At 65.8% G+C, this 17659-nt stretch carries 13 protein-coding genes; 11 read left to right on the plus strand and 2 right to left on the minus strand.

Annotation, left to right across the window (positions count from 1 at the left end; all coding sequences use genetic code 11):
- Positions 1-61: 61 nt before the first annotated feature.
- From HHL27_RS14205 to HHL27_RS14240, 8 genes are all read left to right on the plus strand, one after another.
- Positions 62-1597 (plus strand): tryptophan halogenase family protein, encoded by a 1536-nt coding sequence (locus HHL27_RS14205; protein WP_338114910.1) that lies wholly within the window; start codon positions 62-64, stop codon positions 1595-1597.
- Positions 1594-3426 (plus strand): alpha-amylase family glycosyl hydrolase, encoded by a 1833-nt coding sequence (locus tag HHL27_RS14210; protein ID WP_169494107.1) that lies wholly within the window; start codon positions 1594-1596, stop codon positions 3424-3426. Before HHL27_RS14205 ends, HHL27_RS14210 begins: the two co-directional genes overlap by 4 nt.
- Positions 3423-5066 (plus strand): alpha-amylase family glycosyl hydrolase, encoded by a 1644-nt coding sequence (locus tag HHL27_RS14215; RefSeq protein WP_169494108.1) that lies wholly within the window; start codon positions 3423-3425, stop codon positions 5064-5066. The genes HHL27_RS14210 and HHL27_RS14215 overlap by 4 nt, the downstream gene beginning before the upstream one ends.
- Position 5067: 1 nt before the next feature.
- Positions 5068-7131 carry a glycoside hydrolase family 97 protein gene (locus HHL27_RS14220; protein WP_420874066.1) on the plus strand — a complete coding sequence of 688 codons (2064 nt, stop codon included), beginning with the start codon at positions 5068-5070 and terminating at the stop codon, positions 7129-7131.
- Positions 7132-7139: 8 nt separating this feature from the next.
- Positions 7140-8093: an alpha/beta hydrolase gene (locus HHL27_RS14225; protein WP_338114911.1), complete on the plus strand. Its 954-nt coding sequence runs from the start codon at positions 7140-7142 to the stop codon at positions 8091-8093.
- A gap of 99 nt (positions 8094-8192) precedes the next feature.
- Complete coding sequence (locus HHL27_RS14230; protein ID WP_169494109.1) at positions 8193-9485, plus strand: sugar MFS transporter; 1293 nt, start codon at positions 8193-8195, stop codon at positions 9483-9485.
- Positions 9486-9566: 81 nt separating this feature from the next.
- A complete protein-coding gene (locus tag HHL27_RS14235) occupies positions 9567-10013 on the plus strand; it encodes an RrF2 family transcriptional regulator (protein ID WP_169494110.1) in 447 nt (148 codons plus the stop codon).
- Positions 10014-10090: 77 nt separating this feature from the next.
- Positions 10091-10900 (plus strand): outer membrane protein assembly factor BamD, encoded by an 810-nt coding sequence (locus HHL27_RS14240; RefSeq protein WP_169494111.1) that lies wholly within the window; start codon positions 10091-10093, stop codon positions 10898-10900.
- Between the two features lie 148 nt (positions 10901-11048).
- On the opposite strand, the gene HHL27_RS14245 is transcribed toward HHL27_RS14240, so the two are convergent.
- Complete coding sequence (locus tag HHL27_RS14245; RefSeq protein ID WP_169494112.1) at positions 11049-12116, minus strand: glycosyltransferase family 4 protein; 1068 nt, start codon at positions 12114-12116, stop codon at positions 11049-11051.
- Entirely contained in the window at positions 12113-13048 is a 936-nt protein-coding gene (locus tag HHL27_RS14250) for a UDP-2,3-diacylglucosamine diphosphatase (protein ID WP_169494113.1), read from the minus strand. The genes HHL27_RS14245 and HHL27_RS14250 overlap by 4 nt, the downstream gene beginning before the upstream one ends.
- Before the next feature lie 174 nt (positions 13049-13222).
- Here HHL27_RS14250 and recN point away from each other — a divergent pair, with 174 nt between their 5' ends.
- From recN to ligA, 3 genes are read left to right on the plus strand one after another with little or no spacing between them, the layout of a single operon-like run.
- A complete protein-coding gene (gene recN / locus HHL27_RS14255) occupies positions 13223-14887 on the plus strand; it encodes a DNA repair protein RecN (protein ID WP_169494114.1) in 1665 nt (554 codons plus the stop codon).
- Entirely contained in the window at positions 14884-15579 is a 696-nt protein-coding gene (locus tag HHL27_RS14260) for a GNAT family N-acetyltransferase (RefSeq protein ID WP_169494115.1), read from the plus strand. Before recN ends, HHL27_RS14260 begins: the two co-directional genes overlap by 4 nt.
- Positions 15576-17651: an NAD-dependent DNA ligase LigA gene (ligA, locus tag HHL27_RS14265; protein ID WP_169494116.1), complete on the plus strand. Its 2076-nt coding sequence runs from the start codon at positions 15576-15578 to the stop codon at positions 17649-17651. The genes HHL27_RS14260 and ligA overlap by 4 nt, the downstream gene beginning before the upstream one ends.
- The last annotated feature ends 8 nt before the right edge of the window (positions 17652-17659 follow it).

A 17659-nucleotide genomic window follows, 5' to 3' on the forward strand; every position in this document is an offset into this window, starting at 1 on the left:
GGGGGGTGTGTCCGCACACCGCCGCCCGGCCACACGCAGCGAAGTTCCGGGGAGATTTGCCGTGGCCGAAGTTCAGCCCGTTGAAGTAGTCATCGTCGGCGGCGGGACCGCCGGATGGATGACGGCGGCGGCTTTCGGCCATTTCCTCGACGAAGGAAGCACCGGGCAAGGGTACAAGATCCGCCTTGTCGAATCCGAAGCCATCGGGACGATCGGTGTCGGCGAGGCGACCATCCCGCAGATCCGGATGTTCAACCAGGCGCTCGGGATCGACGAGAACGCCTTCATCCGGGCAACGCAGGCTACCTTCAAGCTCGGCATTGAATTCGCCGGCTGGAAAAAGCCGGGTCACAGCTACATGCACGCGTTCGGCGACGTTGGCCGCGCCGTGGGCCTTTGCGCCTTTCACCACGTCTGGTCGCGCGGGGTCCGCCTGGGCCTAGCCGGGCCGACGCACGATTACTGCCTCAACGATATCGTGGCGAAGCAGGACCGGATGCACCGGGGCAGGGCGATGACCGCGCCGACGGTGCCGGAGATGCCGCACGCCTTCCACTTCGATGCCGGCCTGTATGCCCGCTTCCTGCGCGATTTTGCCGAAGCGCGTGGCGTGCAGCGCATCGAGGGCATGATCGACCAAGTTCTGCGCGATGGCGAAAGCGGCGACGTCACGGCGTTGCGGCTCGCTTCGGGGGAAACGGTTTCGGGCGATCTGTTCATCGATTGCTCGGGCATGCGCGCGCTGCTGATCGGACAGGCGCTTGGTTCGCCCTACGAGGACTGGAGCCACTGGCTGCCGTGCGACCGGGCGCTTGCCGTGCCCAGCGCGCGGGTAGAGCATTTCACGCCTTACACCCGTTCCACGGCGCACGATGCGGGCTGGCAATGGCGCATTCCGCTGCAGCACCGCACCGGCAACGGCCGGGTCTATTGCAGCGCATTCATCAGCGACGACGCGGCGGCAGAAAGCCTGCTCGCGCACCTCGATGCGCCGGCGCTCGACGATCCGCGCCCGATCCGTTTCGTCACGGGCCGCAGGCGCGAGGTCTGGAAGAACAACGTGATTGCCGTGGGGCTGTCGAGCGGTTTCCTCGAGCCGCTGGAATCGACCTCGATCCACCTGATCCAGTCGGCGATTTCGCGCATTCTCAAATTCATGCCGGGCAAGGTCTCCGCTCAGGCCGAGCGCGATGAATACAATCGCCAGTTCGCTTTCGAGATGGAACGCATTCGCGATTTCATCGTGCTCCACTATACCTTGAACGAGCGCGACGAGCCGTTCTGGCGCGCCTGCCGCGAGATGGAATTGCCCGGCACGCTGGCCGATCGCATCGCGTTGTTCCGCGAAGGCGGGCACATCTTCCGCGATGCCGACGAACTGTTCAGCGAAGTCGCCTGGTTCCAGGTGATGGCGGGGCAGGGCATCTTGCCTGCGCGCAGCCACGGCATGGCCGAGGCGCTCGATGTCAATGACCTGAAGGCCTGGCTCGACACGATCAACGCGCTCTACCAGCGCGAGGCGAGCCGCTATCCAAGTCATGCCGACTATATCGCCCGTAATTGCGCGGCACCTGCCATGACGATGGCTGCGGCATGAAGCATCTGTTTTCCCTCGCGCTCCCGGTTCTCCTTGCGGCGGCTCCTCCCTCCGCTCAGGCGCAAGGTTACCGGGAGCGCACCCCGGCGGGCGAGACCGTCTACTTCGTGTTGCCAGACCGGTTCGAGAACGCCGATCCGAAGAACGATCGCGGCGGGCTGAAAGGCGACAGGCTCGTCACCGGGTTCGATCCCGCAGCGAAGGGCTTCTACCACGGGGGCGATCTTAAGGGCCTCGTCAAGCGGCTGGACTATATCCAGGGCCTTGGCGCGACGGCGCTGTGGGTGGGGCCGATCTTCAAGAACAAGCCGGTGCAGGGGCCGAAAGGCCAGGAAAGCGCAGGCTATCATGGCTACTGGATCACCGATTTTACCCGCGTGGATCCCCACTTTGGCACAAATGCCGATTTCAAGGCGTTGGTCGATGCGGCGCATGCGCGCGGCATGAAGGTCTACATGGACATCATCGCCAACCACACGGCGGACGTGATCCAGTACCGCGAAGCGACGACGGAGGGCTATCCGTACCGCTCGCGCGCGGATTATCCTTATTCGCGCCGCGGTGGACTGGCGGGCGCTGCGATCAACCCGGGTTTTGCGGGCGACGGAGATTCCACGACGGCCAACTTCGCGAAGCTGACCGATCCGTCGTTCGCCTACACGCCCTATGTGCCCAAGGGCGAGGAACACGCCAAGGTTCCCGACTGGCTCAACAGCCCGATCCACTACCACAACCGCGGCAATTCGACTTTCACCGGCGAAAGCAGCCGCTTCGGCGATTTCGTCGGGCTGGACGACCTGTTCACCGAAAGCCCGGTCGTGCGCGACGGGATGATCGCGATCTACGCGAAGTGGATCGAGGACTTCGGGGTCGACGGCTTCCGTATCGATACCGCACGCCATGTCGATCCCGGCTTCTGGCGGGCCTTTATCCCCGCAATGCAGGACGTTGCGCGCAAGCGCGGCATACCGAACTTCCACATCTTCGGCGAAGTGGCGCATGAAAGTCCGGACAACGGCTACATCGCCCAATATACCCGGCGCGATGGCTATCCGGCCGTGCTCGACTTCGCCTTCCAGGGGGCGGTTCGCGCGGTGCTCGGTCAAGGCAAGGGGACCAAGGTCCTTGCCGAGATGTTCGATGGCGATGTGCTTTACGAAGGCGGCGAGAAAGCCGCGCTGGCCATGCCGACCTTCCTTGGCAACCACGACATGGGCCGCTTTTCGACGCTGGTCCGTGCCGATCGTCCCGGCATCGCGGATAAGGAGTTGCTTGACCGCGTCGCCCTGGGGCACGTGATGCTGATGACGCTGCGTGGCTCCCCGGTGATCTACTACGGCGACGAGCAGGGCTTCGTCGGCGATGGCAACGATCAGGACGCGCGCGAGGACATGTTTGCCTCGAAGGTCGCAAGCTACAACGACAATCACCTGCTTGGCAGCACGCGCACGACCACGCAGGAAAGCTTCGCGCCCGATCATCCGCTCTACAAGCTGATCGGTGAGCTGGGCCGGCTTCGCGCCGCGCATCCCGCGCTCGTCAGCGGCAGGCAGGAAACCCGCAGTTACAGCGAGACGCCGGGGCTGTTCGCGGTGTCCCGCTTCGACCCCGTCTCGGGCGCCGAATATCTCGTCGCCTTCAACACCAGCGACCAGCCGATCCACGTGGCAACGACGATCGGAACCGCGGCAACAGGCCTCGAGAGCCTGTTTGGCCAGTGCCCGGCGCACGTCGCCGCGCCCGGATCGGTCGTGCTCGAACTCCCCGCTTTCGGCAGCGTCGTCTGCCGTGCCCATTCCGATCCCTCCCCGGACAAGCCAGGTACATGAAGCAGCCCGCATCCCAGGATTTCATCGCCGTGACCGACCAGCCGCCCTTCGAGCAGCCGTGGTGGCGCGGCGCGGCGATCTACCAGATCTATCCCCGCAGCTTCGCGGATTCCAACGGCGACGGCATCGGCGACCTTCCCGGCATCACCGCGCGCCTCGAACATGTCGCCCGGCTCGGCGCGGATGCCATCTGGATCTCGCCATTCTTCAAGTCGCCGATGGACGATTTCGGCTATGACGTGGCGGATTACTGCGATGTCGATCCGATCTTCGGCACGCTGGCGGACTTCGATGCACTGGTTGCGCGTGCGCACGAACTGGGCCTGAAGGTCACGATCGACCAGGTCTACGCGCACACGTCCGACCAGCACCCGTGGTTTGTCGAAAGCCGCCAGTCGAAGGACAATCCCAAGGCCGACTGGTATGTCTGGGCCGATCCCAAGCCCGATGGTTCGGCGCCATCGAACTGGCAGTCGGTGTTCGGCGGACCTGCCTGGCGCTGGGATGCGCGGCGGTGCCAGTATTACCTGCACAATTTCCTCGCCAGCCAGCCACAGATGAATGCGCACAATCCCGATGTGCAGCAGGCGCTGCTCGACGTGATGAAGTTCTGGCTGGATCGCGGCGTCGATGGCTTCCGCATCGATGCGCTCAATTTCCTGATGCACGATCCGGCTCTGCGCGACAATCCGCCCGCGCCCGAGGACGGCCGCCGCCGCACCCGGCCGTTCGATTACCAGCTCAAGATCTACAACCAGTCGCACCCGGGCATCGTCGGTTTCATCGAGCGTATCCGCCAACTGTGCGACAGCTATGGCGCGGTGTTCACCGTCGCTGAAGTCGGCGGCGATCTTGCCGAAACCGAGATGAAGGCCTTCACCGCGGGTGAAACGCATCTCAACAGCGCCTACGGCTTCGACTTCCTCTATGCCGACAAGATCACGCCGCAATTCGTCAAGAACGCGCTGGCCAAGTGGCCCGACGAGCCGGGCCTTGGCTGGCCGAGCTGGGCGTTCGAGAACCACGATGCACCGCGCGCTGTCTCCCGCTGGGCGAACCAAGAAACGGTCGATGCCTTTGCCCGCATGAAAGCTCTGCTGTTCGCCACGTTGCGCGGCAACATCATCGTCTACCAGGGCGAAGAGCTGGGCCTCGATCAGGTCGAGATCCCGTTCGAGCTGCTGCAGGATCCCGAAGCGATCGCCAACTGGCCGCTGACCCTGTCGCGCGACGGAGCCCGCACGCCGATGCCGTGGATGAGCCAGGACGAACATGGCGGCTTCACCACCGCCACGCCGTGGCTTCCGGTGGGCAGTGGCAACTTGTCGCGCGCGGTCGATCGGCAGGAGGCCGACCCTGCCTCGCTGCTCAATTTGACGACGCGGCTGCTGCATCTGCGGCGCGCGAACCCGGCGCTGCGCTGGGGCGATTTCACCGTGGTCCATGCAGACGACGCGGTGCTTGCGGTGCGGCGCAAATATGGCGAGCAGTCGCTTGTCGGCGTGTTCAACATGGGCGCGCAGCCCCGCGCCGTTCCTGCCGGGTTGACCGGGGGCGGAAACGAATTGGCGTCGGTCAATGGCGCAACGCTGGAGCAGTTGCCGGCATTTGCCGCGCTGCTGGTCGAAGAGAGGATCTAAAATGCGCATCACTGCTGCCCTTGCAGCGCCGCTGGCGCTGGCGATGTCCTGCGCCCTGTCGACGGGCAACGCCGCGGCGCAAGCCGAGCCGGCGAGCGCGACCGCCGCATCGCCCGACGGCTCGATCGTGCTGACCGTCACCACCGACAACGATGGACGCCCGACCTACAGCCTGACGCGCAAGGGCAAGCTGCTGGTGGGCGCTTCGAAGCTCGGTTTCATCCTGACCGATGCGACATCGCTGCAGCGGGGCTTCGCCCTGGTCGGCAGCACGCCGGGGGCAACCAAGGAGACTTGGGAGCAGCCGTGGGGCGAACGCCGGTTCGTGACCGACAACCACACCGAACTGCTCGTGCGCTTCCATCAGAGCGCCGACTGGGGCGGGCGCGACATGAACGTGCGCTTCCGCCTGTTCGATAACGGTTTCGGCTTCCGCTACGAGATGCCCGAACAGGCGGGCTTGAACACCATGCGCATCGCTGACGAGATCACCGAGTTCGCCGTCGCGCAGAACGGTACCGCATGGTGGATCCCCGGCGGCGAATGGAACCGCTACGAGCAGGTCTACCAGAAGACGCCGATCGACGGGGTCTCTACCGCGCACACGCCGATCACCATGAAGCTCGACGATGGCACGCACCTTGCGCTGCACGAAGCGGCGCTGGTCGATTATTCGGGCATGTGGTTGAAGCGGATCACCGGCACCACCTTCCGCGCCACGCTATCGCCCTCGTCACACGGTGCGCGCGTTACCCGCGATCTGCCGTTCAACACGCCCTGGCGCACGATCCGCATCGCCGACAACGCCGCCGGGCTGGTGGAAAACGATCTCGAGCTCAATCTCAACGAGCCGAACAAGATCGGCGACGTGTCGTGGTTCAAGCCGATGAAGTACATCGGCATCTGGTGGGGCATGATCCGCGGGGACTGGACTTGGGCCGAAGGTCCAAGGCACGGCGCCACCACCGCCCGGACCAAGCAGTACATGGACTTTGCCGCGAAGCACGGCTTCGGCGGGGTGCTCGTCGAAGGCTGGGACAAGGGGTGGAATGGCAACTGGTTCGGCCACGGGCAGGACTTCAGCTTTACCGAGGCGGTCCCCGATTTCGACCTGAAGGCCGTCACCGCCTATGGCGCGAAGAAGGGTGTCCAGCTGATCGGCCACAACGAGACTGGCGGCAACATCGCCAATTACGAAGCCCAGCTCGACGATGCGATGAAGCTGTACCAGTCGCTCGGCATGCATTCGGTCAAGACCGGATACGTCGCCGATGCCGGCGGCATCATCGCACCTGGCGATGCGCCGGGTGAAACGCGCATGGAATACCACGATGGCCAGCGCCAGGTGCAGCATCACCTCAAGGTCGTGGAAACGGCAGCAAGGTACCAGGTCGCCATCGATGCGCACGAACCCGTCAAGGACACGGGCCTGCGCCGCACTTATCCCAACTGGATCGACCGCGAAGGCGCGCGCGGCATGGAATACAACGCCTGGGGGCAGTTCGCGAACGGGCCGAGCCATGAACCGACGCTCGTCTACACGCGCATGCTGTCGGGACCGATGGACTTCACCCCCGGGGTGCTCAGCCTCGAAGGCGCGAACCACGTGCCGCTTGCGTCCACGCTCGCCAAGCAGCTCGGGCTGTACCTGGCGATCTATTCGCCGATCCAGATGGCGGCCGACTTCATCGAGAATCTGGCGAAGTACCCCAAGGAGCTGGATTTCATCTCCAAGGTGCCGGCCGATTGGTCGGAAAGCCACCTCATCGCCGGTGAAGTCGGCACCCACGCCATCTTTGCTCGCAAGGATCGCAACAGCGCGGACTGGTACGTCGGCGGTGTCAACGACGCGACGGCGCGCGACGTGACGCTGGCGATGGATTTCCTCGATCCGGGCAAGACCTACACCGCCACGATCTACAAGGATGGGGAAGGGGCCACCTACGAAACCGACGCCCGCCATCGCATTGCCTATGAAACGCGCACGCTGCGCAAGGGCGACGTCGTCAAGCTGTGGCTCGCCCCCGGCGGCGGTGCGGCCATCCGGCTTCACCCCGGCAAGTGATCCATTCCGTGCGCGCGTTCCTCGGTATTCTCGCAACGCTCGCCGCGCTCGCGGCACCCGCGTTCACCGAGGCGCGGGCCAGTGCGGGCCGCAAGCTCGAGTATCGCGAGATCGCGGCGCAAGGCCTTCCGCCCCAGCGCCTTACGATCTGGTTGCCACCGGGCTACGATGCGCCGGCGATGCGCGGCCGCCGGTTCGGGGTGATCTACATGCAGGACGGGCACAACCTGTTCGATCTTGCCAACTCGAATTTCAACAAGATCTGGGCGGCCGACCGCGCGATGGAGCAGGTGACGCGCCAAGGCATTGCGCCCTATATCATCGTCGGCATCTGGGCACCCGGCGCCGACCGCTTCCGCGAATACTTGCCTAGGCCCGCCTACGATGCGGCTCCACCAGCGCTACGGACAAGGATGGACGCGATGGCGCGGGGGCCGGTCGTGTCGGACCGCTACCTCGGCTGGATCGTTGGCGTGCTCAAGCCTTGGGTCGATTCCCGGTTCCGCACGCTTGCCGACCGTGATCACACGGCAGCGATCGGCTCGAGCATGGGTGGACTGATGAGCTGCTATGCCATCGTCGAACATCCCGAAACCTTCGGTCGTGCGGCGTGCATGAGTTCGCACTGGCCGGCTGCAGACCCTTCGACGGTCTCCGGCCATGATCCACAGGCTGCCTCGGTCTGGACGCAGTATTTCGGCGCGCATCTCGGCGCCCCGGATGGGCGGCGGATCTGGATGGATCATGGCGATGCCACGCTTGATGCATACTACGCCCCCTACCAGCAGCGCATCGACGAAGCCTTCACCGGCGCAGGCTGGCGTCGAAACGTGGACTTTCGAAGTGAAGTCTTCCCAGGCGAGGCACACGACGAGAACGCCTGGGCGTCGCGCCTGCCCGAGGTGCTGCGCTGGCTACTGCGCGATCCGTCCGACGCGAAAAGCGTGGAAATCGCGCCGTGAGCCGAAGTTTCGCCATGGACAAACCGCAGGAATGCGGCATGACAGCGTGGTACAATTTGCGGGGGGCCAGCCTTCGCGATCAAGGAGAGAACTGAAGCCATGGCGCTAGCCCCTGCCGCGCAGCCGAATGCCGGGAACGGCGATTCCGATCACGTCGACGCACCCGAACTGCGCCTGTTCGTGATGGCATTGTTCTTCATCTTCGGCGGCATCACCTCGCTCAATGACGTGATCATTCCGAAGCTGAAGGAACTGTTCACGCTCAATTACACCCAGGCGATGCTGGTTCAGTTCTGCTTCTTTACCGCCTACCTCCTGATCGGCATCCCCGGGGCGGCGCTGGTCAAGCGCGTGGGATACATGCGGGGGGCAACGGTCGGCCTGCTGACGATGATGGCGGGATGTCTGCTGTTCATCCCCGCATCGCAGAGCGCGACATATCCCTTGTTCCTGTTCGCCCTGTTCGTGCTGGCCAGCGGCGTGGTGGTGGTGCAGGTTGTCACCAACCCGCTGATCACGCTGCTCGGGCCGGCGAAGACGGCCAGCAGCCGGCTTACTTTCGCGCAGGCGTTCAACTCGCTCGGCACCGTGGTCTTTCCTGCGGTCGGCGCCAGCCTGATCCTCGGCAGCCTTGCCAAGGTCAGCGCGGCGGACCTTTCCGGCCCGGCGCTCGATGCCTACCGTGTCGCCGAAACGCAGACCGTGGTGCGCACCTACATCGCGCTCGCCGTGGCGCTGGCGCTCGTTGCCGGGGTGGTGTGGATGAACCGCAATCGGCTCAAGGGGGAAAAGCATGAGGCGGGATCGCTGCTCGCCAGCTTCGATCTGCTGCGCCGCCCGCGCTTTGCCTTCGGCGCCGCGTGCATCTTCCTCTATGTCGGTGCGGAGGTCTCGATCGGCTCATTGATCGTCAACTACTTCCAGCAGCCGCACGTCCTTGCGATCACGGCAGAGGCTGCCGGGCATTACATTCCCTATTACTGGGGCGGTGCGCTCGTGGGCCGGTTCTTCGGCTCCGCCATCCTCGCCAAGATCAATCCCGGCAAGGTGCTGGCCTTCAACGCCGTCGCCGCGATCGCGCTGATCGCGATCTCGGCTGCGAGTGGCGGCCATGTCGCGGCCTGGAGCCTGCTGCTGGTCGGCCTTGCCAATTCGATCATGTTCCCCACGATCTTCACCCTTGCCAGCGAAGGCCTTGGCCGCCGCGCCGCGGACGGATCGGGCCTGATCAACATCGCGATCTTCGGCGGCGCGGTCGTGCCGCTGCTGACCGGAACTATTGCCGACGTTTCGGGCCACCTGACCACGGCGCTCGTGTTGCCGGCGATCTGTTATGCCGTCATCGCCGGATTTGGCCTTTACGCCCGCCGTCCGGCTGGTGCGGAGGCCTGAGGACCGATCCATTTTCGTATGAGCAGCGTATAAATCTACCGTAAGCGTTGACTTTCGGGCGCGGGTGGCCAATTTCGTCCCATGCTTTCGCAGAAGACGCGATACACCATCCGCGCGCTGCAACACCTCGCCGACAGTTTCGGACAGGGGCCGGTGCGGCTGGACGCCATTGCGGAAGCGCAGAACATTCCGCGCAAGTTCCTGACGGTGATCCTGTCGGAGATGGCGCGCGAAGGCGTGGTCATCTCCCAGCGCGGTCGCGACGGCGGTTATGAACTGGCCTTGCCGCCGGTCGACATCCGTTATGGCGACATCATCCGCCTGACCCGGGGCAGCCTCGCGCTGGTCCCGTGCGCGAGCCGCAACGCGCACGAAACCTGCGCCAACTGCCTGCCCGAATCCGAATGCCGTTTGCGCGGGCTGATGCTGCAGCTGCGCGACGAGATGGCGGCCATGCTCGACCGCATGACGCTGGCCGACGCGATCCCTGTGGTGCCCCCGTTCGAGGACGCCGAAGCAACCGCCTGAGCGACGGCGCGCTTTTGCCGGATAGTTCGCTTAACTTCACTTGGCGTTCATCTGGCGGCTGGTTATAGCGCTGGGCCATGACCCTTGCTGCTTCGCTCCGCACGCCCGTGCGGCTCGCCCTTCTTGCGACTGCCACCGCCGCTATCGGCCTGACCGCGGGGTGCGCCGGGGGAGCCAAGGCGAAGAAGGACGTTGCCTATGTCGCGCGCGACGTCGACACGCTCTACGCCGCCGCCAAGGATCGCCTGGATCGCGGCAACCCGAAGCAGGCTGCCGCGCTGTTCGACGAAGTCGAACGCCAGCATCCCTATTCGCCGTGGGCCCGCCGCGCCCAGCTGATGAGCGCGTTCAGCTATTACGCCGGGCGTGATTATCCCAAGGCGGTGCAGTCGGCGCAGCGCTTCCTCTCGATCCATCCGGGCAACAAGGACGCGCCTTACGCCTATTACCTGATCGCGCTGTGCTACTACGAGCAGATCAGCGACGTGACGCGCGACCAGAAGATCACCAGCCAGGCGCTGACCGCGCTCAACGAAGTGGTCCGCCGTTATCCGTCCACGCAGTACGCAACCGACGCCCGCCTCAAGATCGACCTCGTCAACGATCACCTCGCGGGCAAGGAAATGGAGATCGGCCGCTTCTACGAACGCAGCGGCAAGTGGCTCGCCGGTTCGCTGCGCTTCCGCACCGTGGTCGACAAGTACCAGCCCACCAGCCACACGCCCGAGGCGCTGTATCGCCTGGTCGAAACCTACCTCGCGCTCGGCATACCGGAAGAAGCGCAGAAGGCGGCCGCCGTGCTGGCGAACAACTACCCGGGCAGCGAATGGTATGCGCGGGCGTACAAGCTGATGAACGACAAGGCACCCGGCACGACCGCGTCCTGATCGGCTGCATGCGGCTACAGCGGCTGTCGCAGTCGCGGGGCCGGGAACAAAAAGAAAGGGGCCGGGCCGGAATGGCGCGGCCCCTTTTCAGTGTGCCCGTCCCGGATCGGCTCTCGGGGGTCGGACGGGCAGGTAAAGTGGTGTGGAGCTATGCCGCGACGGGCTCGGCCAGGGTCCGCGTGGCGGCGGCGGTCAGCGCGGTCAGGAACTGGTCGGTCGCGCGATCCCAGTTGTAGCTTGCCCCATGGACCGCTGCGCCCCTGCGGTCGCAACGCAGCGCCTTGGCGATGGCGATGGCCAGATCCTCATCGAGCGCGCCGACCGTCATCGGCAGATCGCCTGCCGCGCCCCGGCCGGTAGCGCCAACGATGTCGAGCGGCCCGGCGACCGGGAAGCCGGCCACCGGCACGCCGCAGGCCAGCGCCTCGATCATCACGAGGCCGAAGGTATCCGTCCGGCTCGGGAACACGAACACGTCGGCACCGGCATAGGCCTGCGCCAGCCGTTCGCCCGACAGCGAGCCGAGGAACCGCACATGCGGATAGCGCGCGCGCAGCATGGCAAGGTCAGGGCCGTCGCCCACGACCACCTTCGTTCCTTCCACCGGCGCTTCGAGGAACGCTGCCAGGTTCTTCTCTACTGCCACGCGACCCACATTGAGCATGATCGGGCGTGGCAGGTCGGCGTATTCGGGCAAGGCTTCATGATCGGGGCGAAACAGATCCCCGTCGATCCCGCGCGTCCACAGTTGGGCATGGCCGATGCCGTGGGTGGCAAGCTCGGCCGCCAGCGTCGGCGTCGACACCAGCACGGCATGGCTCGCGCTGTGGAACCGGCGCATCAGCGGCCAGAAATGCGCGGCATCGATCCCGGTGCGCACGGCGGCGTAATCGGGGAAACGGGTGTGAAAGGCCGAGGTGAACGGCACCTGGTTCGCCTTGCACCAGCCGCGCGCGCTCCAGCCGATCGGGCCTTCGGTGGCGATGTGGACAATGTCGGGCGCGAAATCGCCCAGCGTCCGACGCGTGCCGAAGCGCGGCGCCATGGCCAGGCGGATCTCGCTGTAGCCGGGCAGGGGCAGGGTGAAGAACTGGCTCGGGGTAACCAGCTCGACTTCGTGCCCGCGCCGGATCAGCCGGTCGACGGTCGTCGCCAGCGTGCGAACCACGCCGTTGACTTGCGGCGCCCACGCGTCGGTACAGATCGCGATCCTCATGCCGGCTGCCTTTCCTGCAGGTCCTGTGGAACCGTGGCGACAGCGGGCATGGCCGCGCGCGAGGCGTGGGCCTTGCGGGTTTCTTCCGCCCAATCGACGATGCTCATCGCGCCCGTAAAATCTTCGACCAGCGCGGTGCAGCTTTCGACCCAATCACCGTCGTTGTAGTAGGTCACACCGCCGATCTCGCGGATTTCGGCGCAGTGGATATGGCCGCACACCACGCCGTCGACGCCGAGATCGCGCGCGGCGTGCGCCACGGCTTCCTCGAAATCGCAGACGAACTGGACGGCGTTCTTGACGCGCTTCTTCATGTAGGCCGACAGCGACCAGTACGGCAGCTTGAACTGGCGGCGCACCGCGTTGACCCAGCGGTTCGACCGCAGCAGCACTTCGTAGGCCTTGTCGCCCAGGAACGCGAGCCAGCGGGCATAGAGCACCACGCCATCGAACCCGTCGCCGTGCGTCACCAGCAAGCGGCGGCCGTCGGCGGTTTCGTGGATGGTGTCGAGCGCCAGTTCCACACCGCCGAAGCTCATGCCGGCATAAGGGCGCAGCATTTCGTCGTGGTTGCCCGCGATCAGGACCACGCGCGTGCCGCGATGTGCCATCTTCAGCACCCGGCGAACCACTTCGTTGTGCGCATCGGGCCAGTACCAGCCCTTGGACAGGCGCCAGCCGTCGACGATGTCTCCCACCAGATAGAGCGTTTCGGACTCGATCTGGCTGAGGAAGTCGAGCAGCATCGGCGCGTTGCAGCCGCGCGTGCCCAGGTGAAGGTCGGAAATCCACACCGTGCGCAGCTTGCGCTTGGGGCGGAAGCTCACCGGTTCTGGATGATCGAGCCACGCGGGGATGGAGGTGGCGAGCTGCGCAACGGAGGGAAGGCCTTTGCGGGCGGCCTTGGCGCGAGGGGCGGCTTGGGTCGGCATGACGATGCCTTCTCCTTGGTGGTCCTGCCCGAATCCTATGTCACAATCACGTTTCGTGTCCGTGGCACCCTGTCACGCGACTGCAACGTGTCTTTTTGCGGCCCTCCAAGGCATGCGAACAAGGCAAGAACGGATGGTGACGCGGGCAAATCCGCGCGCTAAGACCGGCTTCAGATGCTGACCGGGCTTTCCATCCGCAACGTCGTGTTGATCGAGGCACTCGATCTCGCGTTTCCGCGTGGTCTCGGCGTGCTCACCGGCGAAACCGGAGCGGGCAAGTCGATCCTGCTGGATTCGCTCGGGCTGATTCTGGGCGATCGCGCCGATAGCGGACTGGTCCGCGCGGGCGAGGATCAGGCGAACGTGACTGCGACGTTCGAGTTTTCGGAGCTGCCCGAACCGATCCGCGCCGCGCTTGCCGAAGCGGAAGTCGACGTAGAACCCGGCGAACCGCTGATCGTGCGCCGCCGCGTGCGCGCCGATGGCGGCAGCAAGGCTTTCGTCAACGATCAGCCGGTGGGCGTTGCCCTGTTGCGCGAAATGGCGCGAAGCCTCGTCGAACTGCACGGCCAGCACGATGATCGCGGCCTGGTCAACGCGCGCGGCCACCGCGCTCTGCTCGATCGCTACGCCCGCGCCGATACCGCCGGCGTCGCAGCCGCATGGGACAAGTGGCGCGAAGCGGAAACGGCGCTGGCTCAGGCGAAGGCGCATGTCGAACAAGCCGCGGCCGAACAGGACCTGCTGCTGGCGCACCTGGCCGAGCTGACAACGCTGGAACCCGTGGAGGGCGAGGAGGAGGAGCTCGCCTCCACCCGTGCGGACATGCAGAAGGGCGAACGCCTTTCGGGCGACCTTGCCGAACTGCAGCACTTGTGGAGCGGCTCGGATTCCGCGCTCGCCTCCTTGCGCGGCGCCGCGCGCCGGCTCGACCGCATCGCGCACGAACATCCGCTGCTTGCCGAAGCGCTGGCCGCGATCGATCGCGCGGTGATCGAGGCGGGCGAGGCGGAGGACAAGCTGGTCGCGGCGGCTGACGTACTGGCGCACGATCCTGCCCTGCTCGACCGCATCGAAACCCGCCTGTTTGACTTGCGGGCCGCCGCGCGCAAGCACCATTGCACGGTCGACGAACTGCCCGAAAAGATGCGACTGATGCGCGAAGCGCTCGACGCGATCGAAGGTGGTGGCGCCCAGATCGCGGCGCTGCAGCGCGCGGCGCAGGAGGCGGGGCTCGATTACCGCGCCAAGGCCGAGGCGCTTTCGGTGGTGCGGGCTGAAGCCGCCCGCCGGCTCGACCAGGCGGTTGCCGCCGAACTCGCCCCGCTCAAGCTCGACGCGGCGAAGTTCCACACCGCCGTGATCCGTCTGCCCGAAGATCGCTGGAGCGGGCAGGGCGTCGATGCGGTCGAATTCCTCATTTCCACGAACCCCGGCGCCGACTTCGCCCCGCTTGCCAAGATCGCGTCCGGCGGCGAACTTTCGCGATTTATCCTCGCGCTCAAGGTTGCGCTTGCCGAAGAAGGCGGCGCGGCGACGATCATCTTCGACGAGATCGACCGCGGTGTCGGCGGCGCGGTTGCGAGTGCCATCGGTGAACGGCTCGCCCGGCTCGCGGCGGGTGGGCAGCTGCTCGCGGTCACGCACAGCCCGCAGGTCGCCGCGCGTGGTAATGCGCACTACCTGATCGCCAAGTCGTCCGAAGGCACCGTCACCCGCACCTCGGTCACCCTTCTGGATGCCGCGGGTCGCCAGGAAGAGATCGCCCGGATGCTGTCGGGTGCAGAAATCACCGCAGAAGCGCGCGCGCAGGCAGACCGGTTGCTGGAACAGGCATGACCTGGCAACATTTGCCCGAGAACCCGCTCGACCGGCCGATGTGGCATGCCCTCGGCGGTCCGCAGGCTGCGCTCGACGTGGGGCAGGGGCCCTTGCGCCGTATCGATCCCGCGTACGGCCCTTTCGCCGGATGCGCTCCGGGGCATGAACAAGCCCTCGCCAGGCTTGTTGCCGATGGCGGCGAAGTCTGGCTGGTCGAACCGGACGAGGTCGCGCCGCCATCCGGCATGCGCCTTGTCCGCAGCGCGCCGCTGTTGCAGATGATCGCGGACGGCGAGCCTGAACCTTACGCGCTAGAGGCCGACATCCTGCCGTTGGGCGAAGCCAATGTCGCTGAAATGACAGAGCTGGCGCTCGCCACCGAACCGGGCCCTTGGGGCCCGTCGACGTGGCGCTATGGCCAGTTCTACGGCATCCGCATCGACGGCCGCCTTGCCGCGATGGCGGGCGAGCGGATGCGGCCCGCCCCGGGCCTTGCCGAAGTCAGCGGCGTGTGCACCTGGCCGGAATTTCGCGGGCGGGGCCTTGCCGCCCGCCTGATCCGCCGCGTCATGGCCGAACAGCGCGCGCGGGGCGATGTGCCCTATCTTCACAGCTATGCCGGCAACGCCGGCGCCATCCGCCTTTACGAAAACCTTGGTTTCCGGGCGCGTCGGGCGATGGTTGCCACCATACTCGGGAAGGCCGAATGAGCGTCGAGGGAATGTCCGAAGCCGATGCCGCCAACGAACTGATGCGGCTGGCAAGGACGATCGCGAAGCACAACCGGCTCTACCACGCCGAGGACGCGCCCGAGATCCCGGACGCCGAATACGACGCGCTGGTGCGTCGGAATGCCGAACTCGAAGCCGCGTTCCCTCACCTGATCCGGCCCGATTCCCCGAGCGCGCTCGTCGGACACGAAGTCGCCGCCTCGCCGCTGAGCAAGGTGCGTCACGAGGTTCGCATGATGAGCCTCGACAACGCGTTCAGCGATGAAGAGGTAGAGGAGTTCGTCGCCCGCGTCCGTCGCTTCCTCAACCTGCCGGCCGATGCGGAAGTGGCGATGACCGCCGAGGACAAGATCGACGGCCTGTCCTGCTCGCTGCGCTATGAGAACGGCAAGCTGGTGCGCGCCGCCACGCGCGGCGACGGGCAGGTGGGCGAGGATGTGACCGCCAACGTCGCGCACATTGCTGACATCCCGCAGGAGCTGAAGGGCGAAGGGCTGTTCGACGTGCCCGCCATGTTCGAGATTCGCGGCGAGGTCTACATGGCCAAGGCCGATTTCCTCAGCCTCAACGAACGGCAGGCGGAGGCGGGCGACAAGGTCTTCGCCAACCCGCGCAACGCCGCCGCCGGATCGCTGCGCCAGAAGGACGCCAGCGTGACCGCCGCCCGTCCCTTGCGCTTCCTAGCCCACGGCTGGGGCGCGGCGAGCGAAGTGCCGGCGGCGACGCAGTTCGAGATGATGCGCAAGATCGCAGCGTGGGGCGTGCCCGTCTCGCCGCTGCTGGTGCGCTGCTCGTCCAGCGTAGACATGATCGCGCATTACCGCGCCATCCAGCAGGCGCGCGCGGACCTGCCCTATGATATCGACGGCGTCGTCTACAAGGTCGACCGGCTCGACTGGCAGGAACGTCTCGGCTTCGTCGCCAAGGCGCCGCGCTGGGGCATGGCGCACAAGTTCCCGGCCGAACGCGCCGAGACCACGCTGGAAGCCATCGACATCCAGGTCGGCCGCACCGGTAAGCTCACCCCCGTTGGCCGATTGAAGCCGGTGCTGGTCGGCGGCGTCACTGTCACCAACGTCACGCTGCACAATCGCGACGAGATCGCCCGCCTCGGCTTGCGCGTCGGCGACCGCGTCGTGCTGCAGCGCGCGGGTGACGTGATCCCGCAAGTGGTCGAGAACCTCACCCGCGACGAACCGCGTGAGGCTTACCACTTTCCCGACCACTGCCCCGAATGCCAGTCCGAAGCCGTGAACGAAGAGGGCGAGGTCGATGTGCGCTGCACCGGCGGCCTGATCTGCCCGGCCCAGCGTGTCGAGCGCCTCAAGCACTTCGTCAGCCGCGCAGCGCTCGATATCGAAGGGCTGGGCGAGAAGACCATCGTCGAATTCTTCGGGCTCGGCTGGCTCGAAAGCCCTGCCGACATCTTCCGTCTGCGCAAGCGCCGCAGCGACATCGTCGGGCGCGAGGGCTGGAAGGACAAGTCTGTGGGTAACCTGTTGGCAGCGATCGAGGCGAAGCGCACGCCCGATGCGGCGCGCCTCCTGTTCGGCCTCGGCATCCGCCACGTCGGTGCGGTCACCGCGCGCGACCTGTTGAAGCGTTTCGTCACTCTGCCTGTCTTGCGCGAAGCAGCGCAAAAGGCGCGGGAAGGGGACAGCGACGCGGTGGCAGATCTGCTCTCGATTGACGGCGTCGGCCCGGTGGTGGTCGAGGCGCTGGGCGATTTCTTCCACGAACATCACAACATCGAAGTCTGGGATGACCTGCTCTCGGAAGTCTCGCCCCCGGACTATGTCGTCGAGACCAGGGCTAGCGCGGTTGCCGGAAAGACGGTCGTGTTCACCGGCAAGCTCGAAACCATGAGCCGCGACGAAGCCAAGGCGCAGGCCGAATCCCTTGGCGCCCGCGCGGCAGGCTCGGTTTCGCCCAAGACCGACCTGATCGTCGCAGGGCCCGGCGCGGGCTCGAAGCTCAAGAAGGCTGCCGAACTCGGCATCGAGGTGATAGACGAAGCGGCATGGGCGGAAATCGTCCGCAGCGCCGGCTGACCGGCAGA

The organism is Novosphingobium olei (assembly GCF_012927405.1).
GTDB classification, from domain to species: domain Bacteria; phylum Pseudomonadota; class Alphaproteobacteria; order Sphingomonadales; family Sphingomonadaceae; genus Novosphingobium; species Novosphingobium olei.